General features: G+C 56.1%; 18 protein-coding genes and 1 tRNA gene. 11 read left to right on the top strand and 8 right to left on the bottom strand.

Features of this window, described 5'->3' with window-relative positions; genetic code table 11:
• Positions 1-45: 45 nt before the first annotated feature.
• Positions 46-651 carry a hypothetical protein gene (locus tag AC6I6L_RS03930; protein ID WP_497916401.1) on the bottom strand — a complete coding sequence of 202 codons (606 nt, stop codon included), beginning with the start codon at positions 649-651 and terminating at the stop codon, positions 46-48.
• A gap of 316 nt (positions 652-967) precedes the next feature.
• Here AC6I6L_RS03930 and AC6I6L_RS03925 point away from each other — a divergent pair, with 316 nt between their 5' ends.
• A complete protein-coding gene (locus AC6I6L_RS03925; protein WP_497916400.1) occupies positions 968-1,639 on the top strand; it encodes an SdpI family protein in 672 nt (223 codons plus the stop codon).
• Positions 1,640-1,660: 21 nt separating this feature from the next.
• Here the strand turns inward: AC6I6L_RS03925 and AC6I6L_RS03920 are convergent, their stop codons facing one another.
• From AC6I6L_RS03920 to AC6I6L_RS03910, 3 genes are all read right to left on the bottom strand, one after another.
• Positions 1,661-2,056 carry a hypothetical protein gene (locus tag AC6I6L_RS03920; RefSeq protein ID WP_497916399.1) on the bottom strand — a complete coding sequence of 132 codons (396 nt, stop codon included), beginning with the start codon at positions 2,054-2,056 and terminating at the stop codon, positions 1,661-1,663.
• A 284-nt stretch (positions 2,057-2,340) separates the two neighbouring features.
• The gene (locus AC6I6L_RS03915) at positions 2,341-2,679 is read right to left on the bottom strand and encodes a DUF7344 domain-containing protein (protein WP_497916398.1); all 339 of its coding nucleotides are present in this window, start codon (positions 2,677-2,679) and stop codon (positions 2,341-2,343) included.
• Between the two features lie 210 nt (positions 2,680-2,889).
• A complete protein-coding gene (locus AC6I6L_RS03910; RefSeq protein ID WP_497916397.1) occupies positions 2,890-3,426 on the bottom strand; it encodes a hypothetical protein in 537 nt (178 codons plus the stop codon).
• Positions 3,427-3,756: 330 nt separating this feature from the next.
• Here AC6I6L_RS03910 and AC6I6L_RS03905 point away from each other — a divergent pair, with 330 nt between their 5' ends.
• From AC6I6L_RS03905 to heR, 4 genes are all read left to right on the top strand, one after another.
• On the top strand, positions 3,757-3,963 hold the full coding sequence (locus AC6I6L_RS03905; RefSeq protein WP_497916396.1) for a hypothetical protein: 207 nt from the start codon (positions 3,757-3,759) through the stop codon (positions 3,961-3,963).
• A gap of 123 nt (positions 3,964-4,086) precedes the next feature.
• Positions 4,087-4,515 (top strand): universal stress protein, encoded by a 429-nt coding sequence (locus AC6I6L_RS03900; protein ID WP_497916845.1) that lies wholly within the window; start codon positions 4,087-4,089, stop codon positions 4,513-4,515.
• A 127-nt stretch (positions 4,516-4,642) separates the two neighbouring features.
• The gene (locus AC6I6L_RS03895) at positions 4,643-6,823 is read left to right on the top strand and encodes a heavy metal translocating P-type ATPase (protein ID WP_497916395.1); all 2,181 of its coding nucleotides are present in this window, start codon (positions 4,643-4,645) and stop codon (positions 6,821-6,823) included.
• Between the two features lie 110 nt (positions 6,824-6,933).
• The gene (gene heR, locus AC6I6L_RS03890; RefSeq protein ID WP_497916394.1) at positions 6,934-7,707 is read left to right on the top strand and encodes a heliorhodopsin HeR; all 774 of its coding nucleotides are present in this window, start codon (positions 6,934-6,936) and stop codon (positions 7,705-7,707) included.
• Between the two features lie 282 nt (positions 7,708-7,989).
• Here the strand turns inward: heR and AC6I6L_RS03885 are convergent, their stop codons facing one another.
• Together AC6I6L_RS03885 and AC6I6L_RS03880 are read right to left on the bottom strand one after the other, a co-directional pair.
• Positions 7,990-8,604, bottom strand: coding sequence for a PH domain-containing protein (locus AC6I6L_RS03885; RefSeq protein WP_497916393.1), 615 nt, complete (start codon positions 8,602-8,604; stop codon positions 7,990-7,992).
• Between the two features lie 84 nt (positions 8,605-8,688).
• A complete protein-coding gene (locus AC6I6L_RS03880; RefSeq protein ID WP_497916392.1) occupies positions 8,689-9,195 on the bottom strand; it encodes a DUF6141 family protein in 507 nt (168 codons plus the stop codon).
• Between the two features lie 619 nt (positions 9,196-9,814).
• Here AC6I6L_RS03880 and AC6I6L_RS03875 point away from each other — a divergent pair.
• The 4 genes from AC6I6L_RS03875 (at position 9,815) to AC6I6L_RS03860 (ending at position 13,391) form a co-directional block, all read left to right on the top strand.
• Entirely contained in the window at positions 9,815-11,146 is a 1,332-nt protein-coding gene (locus tag AC6I6L_RS03875; protein ID WP_497916391.1) for a hemolysin family protein, read from the top strand.
• 232 nt (positions 11,147-11,378) lie between these two features.
• Positions 11,379-12,098: a DUF2270 domain-containing protein gene (locus tag AC6I6L_RS03870; protein ID WP_497916390.1), complete on the top strand. Its 720-nt coding sequence runs from the start codon at positions 11,379-11,381 to the stop codon at positions 12,096-12,098.
• Between the two features lie 73 nt (positions 12,099-12,171).
• A complete protein-coding gene (gene sp36, locus AC6I6L_RS03865; RefSeq protein WP_497916389.1) occupies positions 12,172-12,378 on the top strand; it encodes a Sp36 family protein in 207 nt (68 codons plus the stop codon).
• Positions 12,375-13,391, top strand: a complete 1,017-nt coding sequence (locus AC6I6L_RS03860) for a DUF7972 family membrane protein (RefSeq protein WP_497916388.1) — start codon at positions 12,375-12,377, stop codon at positions 13,389-13,391. The genes sp36 and AC6I6L_RS03860 overlap by 4 nt, the downstream gene beginning before the upstream one ends.
• 124 nt (positions 13,392-13,515) lie before the next feature.
• Here AC6I6L_RS03860 and AC6I6L_RS03855 read toward each other — a convergent pair whose 3' ends face one another.
• Positions 13,516-13,848, bottom strand: coding sequence for a DUF7344 domain-containing protein (locus AC6I6L_RS03855; protein WP_497916387.1), 333 nt, complete (start codon positions 13,846-13,848; stop codon positions 13,516-13,518).
• 110 nt (positions 13,849-13,958) lie between these two features.
• On the opposite strand from AC6I6L_RS03855, the gene AC6I6L_RS03850 reads away from it, so the two are divergent.
• On the top strand, positions 13,959-14,435 hold the full coding sequence (locus AC6I6L_RS03850) for a PD-(D/E)XK family putative nuclease (protein WP_497916386.1): 477 nt from the start codon (positions 13,959-13,961) through the stop codon (positions 14,433-14,435).
• Between the two features lie 27 nt (positions 14,436-14,462).
• Here the strand turns inward: AC6I6L_RS03850 and AC6I6L_RS03845 are convergent.
• Positions 14,463-14,537: transfer RNA gene (locus AC6I6L_RS03845), tRNA-Arg, on the bottom strand.
• A gap of 529 nt (positions 14,538-15,066) precedes the next feature.
• Between AC6I6L_RS03845 and AC6I6L_RS03840 the strand changes: the two genes are divergently transcribed.
• Positions 15,067-15,327: a DUF7386 family protein gene (locus AC6I6L_RS03840; RefSeq protein WP_497916844.1), complete on the top strand. Its 261-nt coding sequence runs from the start codon at positions 15,067-15,069 to the stop codon at positions 15,325-15,327.
• Position 15,328: the final 1 nt, after the last annotated feature.

Below are 15,328 nucleotides of genomic sequence, written 5' to 3'. Positions count from 1 at the left end.
CCGATTGACACAGTAGTCTCGTACTCGGTCAGACCAGGCCTGAGATTACATCCGGGACGTCTTAACGTCGAAAAGAGGTGTGAATTGGGCCAGAAGAACTAGGACGATCGCCAGTCCGAGGGCAGGATATTCGACCGCGACCACCAGCCATTTCGCTGATTGCGTGGTGTTCATCAAACTGATGAGAGTGGTGGAATAGCTATCGGGGTTTGAGTAAATTAGGATAACCCAGAGATTTTCCAGCGAATCGAGAAGCCGTGAACAGACGGTCAGCATCATCCCGAGCTTCGGAACCAGAACTAGGCGATCGTCGAACGACAGTCGCTTCATCGCTATGGAGTGAAGCGAGAAAAAGAGGAAGAACCCAGCGACGATGAAGAGGTAATCCAGCACAGAAAGGAGTACAACCGAATCCATGACCGGTTCGAAGGCCTGTAGGATGATGTCTACTTCAGTCCGAGTTGTTGCCTCCTGTAGATCTGCGGTCGAATAACCGGAGGTCTCGATCTCCCTCGTGACCGGGACGAAGCCAAAGACGATCGTTCCGACGAACACACAGAACGAGATGATTGCGACGATACCATGAGCTCTGGAAGAGCCGGTCTCTGCGTACGCTTCGACCGGTCGGAAGACGCTGATCTCTCCTCGCATGTCTGGGACTGGTGCTATCGGTTGTTGAGCACCCGATCATAAAGAATGAGTTGCCGCTACGATTCAGATGAGTGGCTTTCCGGGTGACTCAGCGTCCTGGAAGTTAATCTCAAAAGCCCCCTCCTTAATTCTGTTAAACTCCTCCACAGATTGGATACTCTGGTCTGGTTGCGGTCAGTAAAGGGCGTATATCTTGCATAGGGATACTCCAGAAGTAGTCCTCACTGAGTGCTCAATATAGTCGTCAGTATCGTCCGCAACCAGTTCACCGGCGCTTTCCTACTGATTCATCAGGGAACAGACCGTATCGTCGTGTATGAAGACAATTCACCGGTTCGGGTTAGCGGGTGGCTTCGTGGTATTCTCGGGCGTCGTGAGCCTGCTCGCAGCTCCGTCGCTCCCTGCCGAGCTCGTCTCGCACTGGAACGCTGCCGGAGAACCGGACGGCACCATGTCGAAGCAAGTTGCACTCTGGCTATTCCCTGTTCTGACGGCGGGACTACTCGCCATGTTCGCCGCGATTCCCCGGATTGATCCACTTCGAGAGAACATCGCCGAGTTCCGAGCCTACTACGACTGGTTCGTCGTCGTCTTCATGGGGTATATGTTTCTCGTCCACGTCGGGATCATCGCGTTCAACCTCGGGTACGAATTCGACTTCACGGCCCTGATTCTGTTTGGCGCGGCTGGCCTGTTCTACTACGTCGGCGTCTTCCTCCCACACGCCGAGCGGAACTGGTTCGCTGGTATTCGGACGCCGTGGACGCTCAGCAGCGACGAGGTCTGGGCCCGGACCCACGCGCTTGGCGGCCGGCTGTTCAAACTCACCGCTGTTCTCACGCTTGTCGGTCTCTTCTTCGGCGACTATGCAATCTACTTCCTTCTCATTCCAGCGCTCCTGACAGCCGGGATTACTGCCGTGTACTCGTACTACCTGTACGCGCAAATTGAGCCCGGATCGGATTCACCCTCGGGGTCGAATATGTAAGTCGCTGACATGAAACTACCGTCACGTCTCCTGGTTCCGGTTTTTGACCTCATTGAACGCAATGAGTAGGTACAGTACGCCAAACCCGCGGATTACTGGAACCAGCCCATCTTTCCATTCGATTGCCTCTGAGTTTTCGTACGAGGTGTTCATGCTGAACCGGAGTGCCTGCTTCGGAGCGAAGAGCGCGACGGCACCGGCCAGTCCTAGAAGGTACATCGACACACGATACACCGTTCCTCCCAGGACACTGACGAACACGAAGAGAATTCCCTCTGCCCTAATCGCTGGCGTGAACGAAGACTTGGCGCTCATTTCTCCGGGGTTCTTGAGGCTGAGTTGCTCGAACGTTTCTCGAACTCGTGTTGGAAACAGGGCCATGACGAGTCCCAGGAGGACGAAACCCACTCTGGTCATGAACCGACAGTACGCTGGGGGCGACTATAACGACATCTCTCCGTTGACACCACTATTCTCAAGGATACTTCCTAATACGAAACGTGGTCGCTCATATAATTTTAAGCTGGCCTAACTAGACAGTGCCCGCTCTGTTGAAGTCCTCAGCGTGTGATAAGCCCTGACCCGGTTGTGGTCAATACAGGTCAAGCAGGTAACGGAGACGCAATCAAACCCTCCAATATCTATCAAATACGGTGTGCAAGATACAGTTGAGGTACCACCCCTGATTCGTTGTTCTGGGACTAATGTTCCAGCAAATCATCAGAATCCCAAGGTTCTAACTCCTCAGCGACTTCTGATACCTTCTCAATACCTTCTCCATTAATAAGCGATACCATATTGTCATTCTTATTTATAAGGCCTGCTTCAATCATCCGTGGGAGGTGATTATGAACCAACCGAATTTGGGCACGTTCAATCGTATTATCGCTAATGCTATCAGGAGAAGTTTGATGTCTTTCAGCGGCTACCTGTTTTGAAATCTCCGTTATAGAGGCCTCTCCTTCCCGGTCAAATAGTTTCCGGAGTACAATCTGCCGATCAGCACTGGCAAGAATATGAATTGCTTCCAATTGATCCATAGTTTTAGGATGCGTGGTTTAGTGAAAGCGTCTTTGTCTAATTATATCGGTACTCTTGCTATAACAAACTGCTTCGTTAAATGGGTCTGTGCTCAGTTCGCACGTGTAGTGAGCGGATGGTTCACCGCCCTCGGTGTGAAACAAACGGAGTCGTCGTGTTGCACTCATCCTCTGTATTCAGCACGCCGCTTCTGAAGAAAATCTGGTAATTCAATCAGCCACTACTGAATACACAGCGCGAATGTCACATGAGATCGGGCCCGATTTGTGACGGTGGTGATCGCTCAGTACCCGTGTGTAGTGACCGATCGCTACGAACCCCTTGTGGTTGCAGGGAAAACTCTCCTTGCCACAGTTCACGAATCCAGTAATAGAGTAATTCACATGGAAAAGTGTCCCGTCTGTGGCGAGGAACTCTATGAGGGCCGGGATGAACAGATCGTAACTCTCTATCAGGGGAAGAATTACCACTTCTGTTCGATCGACCATCGAGACGAGTTCGAAGAAAAACCTGGAGAATACGTATAACCGGTTGAGGTCGGAATAGAATCCACCAGAGCGGAACCGAACACCGCCTAGACTGCCCAGTATCAACACCTGCAACCCGCTCTCCGTCTGTCCCAACGTGCTTAGGCGAGACAATGAAACCCAGTTCACCAATACATCGGTTCGATGAACACCGACAGCATCTGCCCACTTTGTCAAAAGAGATGTGAGCATCAAGACCACGTCCGCTCCCATCTCCATGTAGAGCACCAGAAGTTCGAGGTGATAGACGGATATCTCGATGCTATTGAAATGGAAGAACGGGTTTACTCACGCCAGTAGCGCCTTCGTTAGAGGTGAAAACATCGTCAGAGCACTGGTAAGTATCGCCTCTGCAGAGATCGACTGGCGTGCAGATATTTTCGCCTTGTCGTAGAGTGAATGGGCTGTTCAATACGCATATCTACCTAACGGCTGTTTCAGCGCCAGAATTATCGAACTAATAGGATTTCAACAGAGCCGGTAAGACACAGTTCGGACTGTGATCTGTGCGGAACAGTGAAAATTGCAGGGACTGTAGGTTATTCTACGATGAGTGCAGCAGATGAATCGATTCGCTCGAAGGCGATTGGTGCGGGAATCGGTATCGGGGTAGGTATTGGGGCCGGATGGGGGATAGTGATGGCGCTGATCATGGACGGAGAGATCTCAATAGGAATCACAATTGGGGCGGGTGCTGGATTGATAATCGCACTCGTTTCCGGGGCCGCTGTCTATCAGACTGTAACAGCCGAATGATTCACCCGTAGTCTTCAGCGATCAGCTGTTTCTCGCCGGCATATGCCTACAGAAGATGATTTCAACAGAGCCTCCGTGTCCAGAACAGTACCCCCATTTCAATCCACCACATACTCTATCAATATGCCTGATAACGTTCTCATCGCGTTTGATGGGTCACCCCTCTCCGAGCGTGCGCTCACATATGCGATTGAGAACTTCCCGAACGCAACCATCACTGCGATGTACGTCATCAATCCGATTGACTCGGTTATTGACGTTGAGGCTGGCGGCCTTCCAGTCACAGATGACTGGCACGACAATGCTCAAAAGCGAGCAACGGCCGTTCTTACGACAGCCACGGATCTCGCAGCAGATCAAGATATCGACCTCAAGACTGTCACGGAAGTCGGCAAGCCGGCGCGAGAGATTGTCGAATATGCTAAGGAACACGACATCGATCAAATCGTCATGGGAAGCCACGGCCGATCTGGAATCGATCGTGCGATTCTCGGAAGCGTCGCCGAGACAGTTACCCGCCGAGCACGGATTCCGGTGACGATCATCAGCTGAGTGGTTCGGACCAGACAGACAGGAGGCCGCTCCAGTGGGCCGAAAATACGCTCTCGCGTGCGGTCAGACGAGGATACAGTAAAATACTGACAATGCAAAATCAACACATGGAGTATGGAGAGCGCACGTGACTGTTACTGAATCACCCCCGTTATCGACGTGTACTGTCCAGATCGAACGACGAGGCGGTCGTGGCGAAGCGGGGGCGCGAGCACTCGAACGGTACCTCCGGAAGACACCTGGTGTCCACGACGTTGATCTCTCGTTCCGAACGGGGAGTGCTCAGATCACTTACGACGAGAGCGTCACCTCCGAGGAAACGCTCAGACAGGCAGTCCGTGAGCGTGACGTCTCGATCCAGGACGAGCCCGACACGGCACCCGACGAGATGACCTCTCGCTCGGAGCTCAAACGGGAGGCGGTGTTCGTCGGTCTGACGCTGCTCGGCATGGTGACCGGTCTCCTGACGGGGTGGCTCAACGGCCCGCCACTTCTCATGTGGGCCGGCTACGGTGTCGCGTACGTCTTCGGCGGCTGGTACGGGCTCAAAGGCGCAATCGAGACGCTCCGCCACCGCGCCGTCGATATCGACCTGTTGATGATCGTCGCAGCGCTCGGTGCGCTCTCGATCGGGGCCCCGTTCGAGGGCGCGATGCTCCTCTTCCTGTTCTCGCTGTCGAACACGCTCCAACACTACGCGATCGGGCGCTCGCGTCAGGCGATCAAATCTCTTATTGAGATGCGACCGGACGAAGCGCAGGTCCTGCGCGACGGCGAGGAAGTGACGGTTCCCATCGACGACGTCGCCGTCGGTGACGTGTTCGTCGTCCGGCCCGGCGACAAAATCCCGCTCGACGGCGTCGTCACGTCCGGTGAGGGGACAGTCGATCAAGCGTCGCTCACCGGTGAGTCGGTGCCTGTTCCGAAGGAACGCGGTGACGAGGTATTCGGTGGGACCATCAACGAGAGCGGAAGTCTCGAAATCGAAGTCACTCGGCAGGCTCACGAATCGGCGATCAGCCGCCTCATCCACATGGTCGAACGCGCGCAGGGCGAGAAGGCCCCGACACAGCGACTCATCGACCGGCTCGAACAACCGTACGTCCTCGGTGTGTTCGCGCTCACCATCGCAGCGATTGCGATTCCACTTGCGCTCGGTGGCGAGTTCACCGGTACGTTCTACCGCGCGATGACGCTGATGGTCGCCGCTTCGCCGTGTGCAGTTATCATTTCGACGCCCGCGGCGGTCCTTTCAGCAATTGCTTCCGGCGGCAGGCAGGGCGTCCTATTCAAGGGCGGTGAGCATGTGGAGGCGGCGGCGAATATCGACGCGGTCGCGTTCGACAAGACTGGAACGCTCACGAAGGGCGATACGCAGCTGACCGACGTGTTCGCCCGTGAGGGCGTGGATGACGGTGCGATAACTGACGACGATTTGCTCTCACTTGCAGCCGCGGTGCAAGCCCGGTCGGAGCATCATCTCGCTCGCGCGACTGTGACGGCGGCAGAAGAGCAGTCATTGAACGTACCCAGCGCACAGGGGTTTCAGTCAGTCGCCGGGAAAGGAGTCCAAGCCGATGTTGAAGACGGAAGCATCCACATCGGAAATCGAAGTTACTTCGAGACCGTGGTCGGTAACACACCAATCGACGGTCTCGAACCAGGGTTAGACCGACTCAGAGCACTAGAGTCAGAGGGAAAAACGAGCGTCTTGGTCGCCCGAGAGTACGATGGCGACATCACCGTGTTGGGATGGCTCGCGTTCACTGACACGGTTCGACCGGGCGCTGCCGAGATGATTGATGACCTCCGCTCACTCGGGGTTGAGCACATCGTGATGCTGACAGGCGACAACGAGCGCGTCGCACAGCAAATCGCCGACGAAGTCGGCATCGACGAAGTACAGGCTGAACTCCTGCCAGAGGAAAAGGTGGCGACTATCGAGGACTTGGTTGAGCGATATGAGAACGTGGCGATGGTCGGCGACGGTGTCAACGACGCACCGGCGCTCGCCACAGCGACCCTCGGTGTGGCGATGGGTGGCGCGGGGACCGACGTCGCGCTCGAAACCGCCGATGTGGTGCTGATGGGCGACGATCTCAGCAAGATTCCCTACGTCCTAGGACTGGGGCGGAAGACGCGTCGGACACTTACGGTCAATCTCGCCATCGCGTTCGGCGCGATTGCACTCATGGTCGGCACTATTCTCCTCCGAGGTATCCCGCTTCCACTGGCAGTCGTTGGCCACGAGGGCTCTACGGTTCTCGTTTCGCTGAACGGGCTTCGGTTACTCGGGTATCGGGAGTGAGTTGGTGGACGGGTTTCGCTGCTCGATTACTTCCGGTGTAAGTCAAGTATCGGTCTACTCGTTCCAAGTCTTGGCAAAAGACGATTACAAATGCTTTCGAAAACCGTGCTATGGGAAAAACAACCCCGAGTGACTGGAATCTCCGGCGGTTCAACGCTATCATGGGAATTCTACACTTCCTCCAGGGCGCGGTAATGCTCTATCTGAGTTCCTCGCGGGAGTGGACGGTCACCGCGACGCGTCTTGATTTCGACACTGAAAGCCAGCAACTCGTACCCGTTATGGAGTCGATCGGGACGATCGAGTTGGCGTATCTGGCGGTTGCGTTCCTTTTCATCTCTGCAATCGCTCATGTACTGATCGCAACGGTTCTCTACGATCGCTACGTCACCTATCTCGGGCAGGGCATGAACCCCTACCGGTGGTACGAGTACGCAGTCAGCGCGTCGGTGATGATTGTCCTGATCGCCATGCTTGCGGGCGTCTGGGATCTGGGCACGCTGATCGCACTGTTCGGCCTTGTTGCAGTGATGAATCTTTGTGGACTGGTTATGGAGCGTCACAATCGTCTGACTGAGAAACCCGACTGGAGTTCGTTCATCGTTGGTTCGATCGCCGGTGTTGTCCCGTGGATTGTCATCGCCGTCTCGATTATTGGTACGTTCAACGCTGGCGGCAGCCCACCGGACTTCGTGATCGTCATTTACATCTCGCTATTTGTCCTCTTCAACCTCTTTGCGATCAACATGCTGTTGCAGTATCTCGGGGTCTGGAAGTGGAAAGACTACCTGTACGGTGAACGGGCGTACATCGTGTTGAGCCTCGTGGCGAAGTCGCTGCTGGCTTGGCAAGTCTACTTCGGCGCGCTGAACTCACCAGTGTAGCATCTACTCTTGCTGGGGATTGAGACGGGCGTCGGCGACGCGAACCGTACCGGCAAGAGAGGTAGCTGACAAACGCCTTCAGTCGCGGGTTTTACCGTATCCACAGCGATCAGAATCACACACGATACGAGAGTCCCCGCGACAATCCCGGTACTAATCCGGCGAAAAAGGCTTTTCTGCCTCTTCTGATGTGAGGACATACGGTTGACGTTCGTATGAGCAAGGCGTATATATTCGTTCGATGCTGAACTTCCCGACGGTTCGTGGAGCAGTCCCGGATACTCACTCCGTGAATTGCTGTTCGAGGAGTTCCCGGATACGGCGAAGTTCAGTCAGTTCTTCAGGTGGCCGATCGGCCTGGCGACCTGCTGGTGGACGTGCGTCATCGTAAGATTCGTCACCACTCTCTGTAGCTGCTGGACGCCGTCGGCGCACCTTCGCCAACACTTGGTCTTTGAGTTCCTCGTAGTCGCTGACGCCACTGATGGAGAGTTCTGCGCCCATCTGGCCGCCGTATCCTGCGGTGTGAATCCCGACAGAACCCGCGTCTACAAGTCGTTGGATCGGCCCCTGAGACGCGTTGACGTTGGTGATCCGGTTATACGGGACAGTTGTTTTCTGTTGGAAGAAGACGCCGCGCCGATACTCAATTTCGTCGTCGGTGAGTCGGTAGGCGGCCGTCCGATAGAACGCTGGGATCCACCAGGTGAGAAATGCAAACACCCCCAGTGGGGGGACAACGACGAGCGCTACGACCCACAGTGGTGCCTCAGCGAGGACGCCGAGTACAGCGAAGAGCCCTCCAGCACCAACAAGAATGACGAAGGTCAGGACCTCGTAGAGGTAGAAGTACGCTTTCAGTTTCTTGGGCTTGAACCACTCGTGTTCTGGCCTCATACGTGGAGTACGTGTCGAAGAATGTAATTTTGTAGGGTGATTCTTGTGTTCACTCTTTACGGTCAAGACGCAAACCTAGGACTGCTACTGTGCTGCCTCATCTATAGCCTTGACGAACTCTTCAGGGTGTTGTGATCCGACGAGAACTGCACGCCCGTTTGTCCGTTCGATCCAGACCCCCCGATTCCCACTGACGTTGTATGCGATCCTCCCCGGTGCCCAGCGGATTCCCCAGCCGCCGAACTCACGCAGTGGCCCGTACTGTTTGGATTCGTATCGCTCAATCTCCGACCACGATATTCGGCGGAACGACCTGTGAAGGGGCCACATTTTGAGATAGATGCCGTCGGCTCGCACTTCGGTCTGAAGACGGAGACTGTAGACGAGGCCAGCGAACGTGCCGAGGACGACGAGTCCTCCCCACGCGATGGGCCCTAACACGAGCATGAGAAGCGCGATACCTCCAAGCAGTGCCCAAATCCACGACTGGCGAAACCGCTGTACTTCACGAAATAGTGGGTCCCTCTCCATGACTGAGTAGTGGAGAATCGTCCCTACTCGGAGATGGTTCTTCCGGACATCGAACTGCATTCGTGCCAGATACGCGCACCGTATCTTGCACCGGAAGTATAGACTTCTCGATTAGCTGTCAGAAACGGCGATTTTAATACGGTCGAATTCGGCCGCCTCACGCCTCAAAGGTCGATTCGTTCGACAGTCGAACCGGAGCCTGCAGCGCCCATATTTTCGAAGGGTGTAACCGCCCGACAGCGGCGGGGTAGCCGTCCGATCGAATGCAGCGCCGTTGCTTTCGTTCGATGGGCAAGCAGGCGAGTGGTGTCCACGGGCATTCGCGTACGTCCAAACTGGCGGCAACAGAGAAAATCAATAGCCGATTGATGGTCAGTCCCTTTCTGTATAGGTGTCTAGATCCAGAATTTGACCATGTTCTGTTAAGAACGTCGTGCTGAATACAGAGCGTCTCTTCAGCAGGACCCGACACTGATGCGCCTACTAAATGACGGAGCCCATGTTCGCAGGCAGTCGGCAGAACGAGGAGGACAGTTGATGGCCTCTATATCCACAGAACCAGTTCACTACTGACAGCAGTCAGTCACCCGCGAATTCATTAGATGGTTTTAGTCGATGGAACGAGATGCATGAATATGGACACGCTACAATCGAACGGCAGTACGATCCGGGAGTACCGATGGTAAACGTCGCGCTCTCGGCGGCACAAATCGTCTTAGCGCTGTTTCTCGTGGTGCTCAACGGCTTTTTTGTCGCAGCAGAGTTCGCCTTCGTTCGGATTCGGGGAACGGCGGTTGACCAACTCGTTGAGGAGGGGCGGCCCGGCTCGGGAACGCTCCAAGAAGTGATGACGAACCTCGACAACTACCTCGCCACGACGCAACTCGGTATCACCATCGCCTCGCTCGGGTTGGGATGGGTCGGCGAACCCGCCGTGGCGGCACTCATCGAACCCGTACTGGAACCGGTTCTCCCCGCAAATCTCATCCATCTCGTCGCCTTCGCAATCGGCTTTAGTATCATTACGTTTCTCCACGTCGTCTTCGGTGAACTCGCGCCGAAGACGCTCGCAATCGCCCAAACCGAGCGACTCTCACTGTTCCTCGCCCCGCCAATGAAGGCCTTCTATTACATACTCTATCCGGGAATTGTCGTCTTCAACGGGGCAGCCAACGCGTTCACGCGGTCGCTCGGTGTGCCACCCGCGTCCGAAACGGATGAGACACTCGGTGAGCGGGAACTCCTTCGGGTACTAACACGATCCGGCGAGGGCGGGGACATTGACATGACAGAAGTGACGATGATCGAGCGCGTCTTCGATCTTGACGACACCGTGGTGCGGGAGGTCATGGTCCCACGGCCGGACGTGGTGAGCGTTCCGGCGGATGCCACGCTCTCCGAACTACATTCGACCGTCTTAGAGGCCGGACACACGCGCTATCCGGTTCTTGATACCAACGACGGTGACCAGGTGGTCGGATTCGTCGACGTCAAGGACGTATTGCGAGCAGAGGTGGACGATGGGGATGCCGAGGTAGTCGGTGATATCGCCCGCGAAATTCTCATCGTCCCGGAGACCATGTCAATTAGCGATCTCCTGATACAATTCAGGGAGGATCGCCAGCAGATGGCCGCAGTCATCGACGAGTGGGGGGCGTTCGAGGGGATTGCGACGGTCGAAGACATCGTTGAGGCCCTCGTCGGAGACCTTCGAGACGGGTTCGACCTCGATGAGCGCGAACATTCGATACGCCCGCGGGACGATGAAGGGTACGACATCGACGGCGGAGTCCCATTGTCGAAAGTTTCCGACGCCCTCGATGGCGACTTCGATAGCGAAGCGGTCGAAACGATCGGTGGGCTGGTGCTGGGACGACTCAACCGCGCGCCAGAACCTGGCGACCGCGTAGAGATCGACGGTCTCGCCGTTGAGGTAACGAGCGTCGAGGGGACCCGAATTTCGACGGTATGGGTCCACGAAAGAGATATCGACGATCCAGCAGTGGACTGATAGGGATAAGCGTTGAGCCTCATACTTTCCAGTGTAGTAGATCACAAATCTGTTGAAATCGGCGTGCAGGACTTAGAGGATGAGTTTAGCACAACGACTCCGTTTGTTTCACGTCGAAACCGGTGATCTACTCGCTCACTACACCTGCGTACTGTTCGATGTTCTCCAGTACTAGCACTCAGATTACGCCGTCATCATCACTGCTTATGGAGCGAGGAGGTGTCTATCCTTTATGACCGATTCGGGTAGCGACGAGTTCGACCCAACAGCACCAGATCAACGGGAGATCGGCCGCGAAATGGTTGACGACAGTACGGGACTCGGTTCGGTGATGGCCCACGCCTATCGCGGAGAGATAGACCGAGTGGGGACGTGGCGGCAGCGCCTCGACGAGACGACGACGTGGGCGGTGACGCTGATGGCAGCAATCTTGACGTGGGGGTTTTCGAGTACCGACAACCCACACTATATCTTGCTAATCGGGATCGTTGTCGTCACCATATTTCTGGGCATCGAAGCACGGCGGTACCGGGATTACGATGTCTTTCGCTCTCGTGCTCGAGTCATCCAAGAGAACTTATTCGCAAACGCCCTCGATCCGTCACAAGGCACTGAAAGTCACGACTGGCGAGCGGAACTGAGCAGGGACTATCGCAGGCCGACGCTGAAAGTCTCGTTCTACGAAGCACTTGCAAACCGGCTCCGGCGTGTCTACCTCGCGCTGCTCAGTGTCCTCTTGGTCGCGTGGGTCTTCAGGATTACAGCGTTCGCGCCGCGCCAAGACTGGCTGACAGCCGCTGGAATCGCCCGTCTCCCCGGGATTGTTGTGATTGCCGTTGTGGGTGTGTTCTACGTCGTACTGCTGGGCGTCACTTTTTGGCCCCGCGAGCGCCATGCTAAGGGTGAATTCCGTGAGGGTGATCCGGACGACTGGAAAGAGACGGACCGATAAATCCGTTCTCCGTATAATGTACCATCTCGGTAGTGGAACGGGATATAGAGGGCTGCAGTACCTATTAGGAGTGATGTCCGAATCAGAAGCGACCCACTGGGAGTACGAGACGCTTCGCCCGCCGCGCGATGAGAGCAAAAAAGAAGCAGAGGATCCGAAAGTAGAGTTAAATCAACTCGGTGCAGAGGGCTGGGAGTTTGTGGAAACGATCGACTACGAGGGAGGCGGCACCAAGTACCTTGTTTTCAAGCGACCTGCCCAATCGAGTGAGCCAGTATGACTGACGAGACCGACATCAGTACGGCCAACACGATGCGTGAGCGCTCGGGCGAGAGTCGGATAAAACTCTGGTTGCTGCTGCGCGCGAACCGCCTTCTCGTTTCCAGTGTCCTGACCAGTGCCGTGTTCGTCGCATTCGTGATCGCCGTCGCTGTCCTCGATCCACCGTTTTCACAGCAAATTGCGTCCGGCGACATGATCGACACGATGTTCTCGACGATGATCACGGTCATCGTGACTGGGACGACACTCGTCGTTACGATCGGTCAGCTCGTCCTCTCCCAGGAGAACGGCCCGCTCGGCGATCAACGTGAGCGTATGGCTAGTTCAATGGATTTTCGGGGCTTTACTGAAGAATTAATCGGGTCTCCGAGTCCTGCCGACCCATCCGAATTCCTCCGGCAGATCATCGGAATCACGGCACAACGGACGACCGCTCTTCGAGAGTCTATTGGCAAGAATGATGACGAGAACCTCCGAGAAGAGGTCGATGAATTCACTGAAAGCGTCACTGGGAACGCCGACACGGTACGTGACCAACTTGAGGGTGCGCAGTTCGGCTCGTTCGATGTGTTATTCGCTGCACTAAATTTCAACTATAGCTGGAAAATATTCCAAGTTGAACGTCTCGCGAACGAATACGAAGAGAGCCTCACTGAGGAAGAACACGGCTTGCTTGACGACCTCAAAACAGCGCTGTCTCTGTTTGCTCCGGCGCGCGAACACATCAAGACGCTGTACTTCCAATGGGCACTCATCAACTTGTCTCAGATGATTCTCTATGCTGCCGTCCCAGCATTGGCCGTTGCGGGTATCATGGTCGCAATCGTCGGTGCGGGGACGTTCCCGGGAAGCACACTTGGTTTCGATCACATCATCCTCGTCGTGGGCGGTGCGTTTGCGGTGACGCTCGTTCCATTCATGCTGTTCGTCTCGTACGTCCTTCGCATCGTCACCATAGCAAAACGGACACTTGCCATCGAGCCGCTGATCCTCCGCGAATCACAACGCTAAGACATGACGCAGAACGCAAACCTCAGACATAGTTGGATGTGGATGCTTCGTGAGGGACTGAGAATTACGCTGTAAGAAGCGGGTGGCCGATTCCAGGCACGCTTCCTCGATACGTCGTGAATGTTTACGAGCTGGCTATGGACAGTTCATCGGGCAGTGAGTCCAGTACTGTCTCGACTTGCTCGTCGGGCTGATACCAGATGGCCCCGTTTTCGGGTTCAAATTCAACGACGCCGTGGTCGGCTAACTTTGGTAGGTGAGCGTGACACAATTGGATGGCGAGCTGTTTCCGGTCGGTCGGGCGGTCATCGGCATCCGATCCACCGTTGTATAATTGATCGACGAGGTCGTCGATCATCGTTTTACCGTTAGCTTCGTGGCGCAAATGGTGGATTGCCAGCCGCCGGCGTCGATCGGCCACGAGTTGAAGAAGCGCGTCGAGACTGTGTTCAGTCATAGTATTTAGTAACACGCCCCTCTCTTCATGAAGTAGCGGCATTTTCACACGCCTCGAACTTTTGATTAAGCGAGTCACAAGCCTGGGAGCGGGGACGATTCCACTCGTTCTTGAGCAAAGAGGTCAAGGACAACCTTTGCTCCACCGAGCACGACAGGCCCGACGAACAGTCCCATCGCCCCAAACAGGACGATGCCGCCGAAGATTCCGACGACGATGATCGCTACGTTGAGCACTCCGCTCCGGTTGATGATAGCAGGACGAAGATAGAAATCCGAGACTGCCAGCTCGAGACGAGCAACGGGAGCGGATCGACTCACGGCCGAGTCTACGTCAAACGGGCGGCCCACGAACAACTGCTCAACGCGGCCGGGATGTACCTGATCGTGGTTTACCTGCCGCGACCGGGACTGCCCCAGGTCGCCCGCGCGATCGTGCCCGCGTCGATCCTCGACGAACCCCTGGCCGGCCGCTGGTACGAGGTCGATGGCGATCGATCGGAACGGGAGGTCGCCAAACTCGCCTGGTCGCACGTGATCGATCCGACAACCGTCGATCCTGCGGTAACCGTGGGTGACCGGCTGTGACGGCCGGTGACCACTCTGCGGGCGGTACTGGCCGGGGAGGATTCGAACCTCCGACTACCCGGTTCGACGCCAGGCGCTCTGTCCAGTCTGAGCTACCGACCGGCAGCCTTACTCTACGGCCGGGCAAAATCATGTGTTCACTGCACGCACCTGCGTGTCAGCATGATTCGGAGATTCAAGGCCCGAGACAACTACATTCGGAAACAGGCCACAAGGACGGTGGTCAGCACTGACCGTCCACACGACATACTTCGGGCGGCTTCCGAGCTACGAACCGTTCGACGACGCGGCGGTCTACGGCGTCGTTCGCTATCCGAAGGACTCCGTCGAACGGATCACCGATCGGAACATCCCGGCCGTCGCACCACCTGACGACCTACTCGACGCCTACAAGACCGTCGAACCGGGTCTTCAGGTCCGACCCCTGGGGATTGCGCGCAGATGTATTCGAAGGCCTCGATGTATGCACCCTGCCGTGGGCTATGGGCTCGCGAGGTACATCAAATCGGAGCCGATCGCCCCGGCCGCCGCGCCGATCGCCGCGACGGTCGGACCCGCCTACTTAACAAACAACGGATCGTTCACCCGCGAGCGACGCGAACCGACCCTCCGTGCATACACCTGTTCGAGTATGACCAAGCGAACCAGTCCGAAACTCACCGACGAACGGCAGCGAAAGCTCGACCGCGCCAGCGCGATCGTCGCCGCAGACGAGTACGACGACCCGCCGATGTCAGTCGTCCTCGACGCTGTGCTGACCCATCTGGTCGAATCCGAACAGAGCATCGACGACGCCCGCGGCGAGTTCGATCCCGAGACCATCCAGGCGATCGCGAACACGTCCGTGATCGGACTCCGGTATCGAACGTCGATCGAAAGCAAGTGGCGCTAGC

The organism is Halosolutus sp. DAT137 (assembly GCF_059736405.1).
Note: the sequence above shows the minus strand (reverse complement) of the source record. Positions and strands in the feature narration are given on the sequence as shown.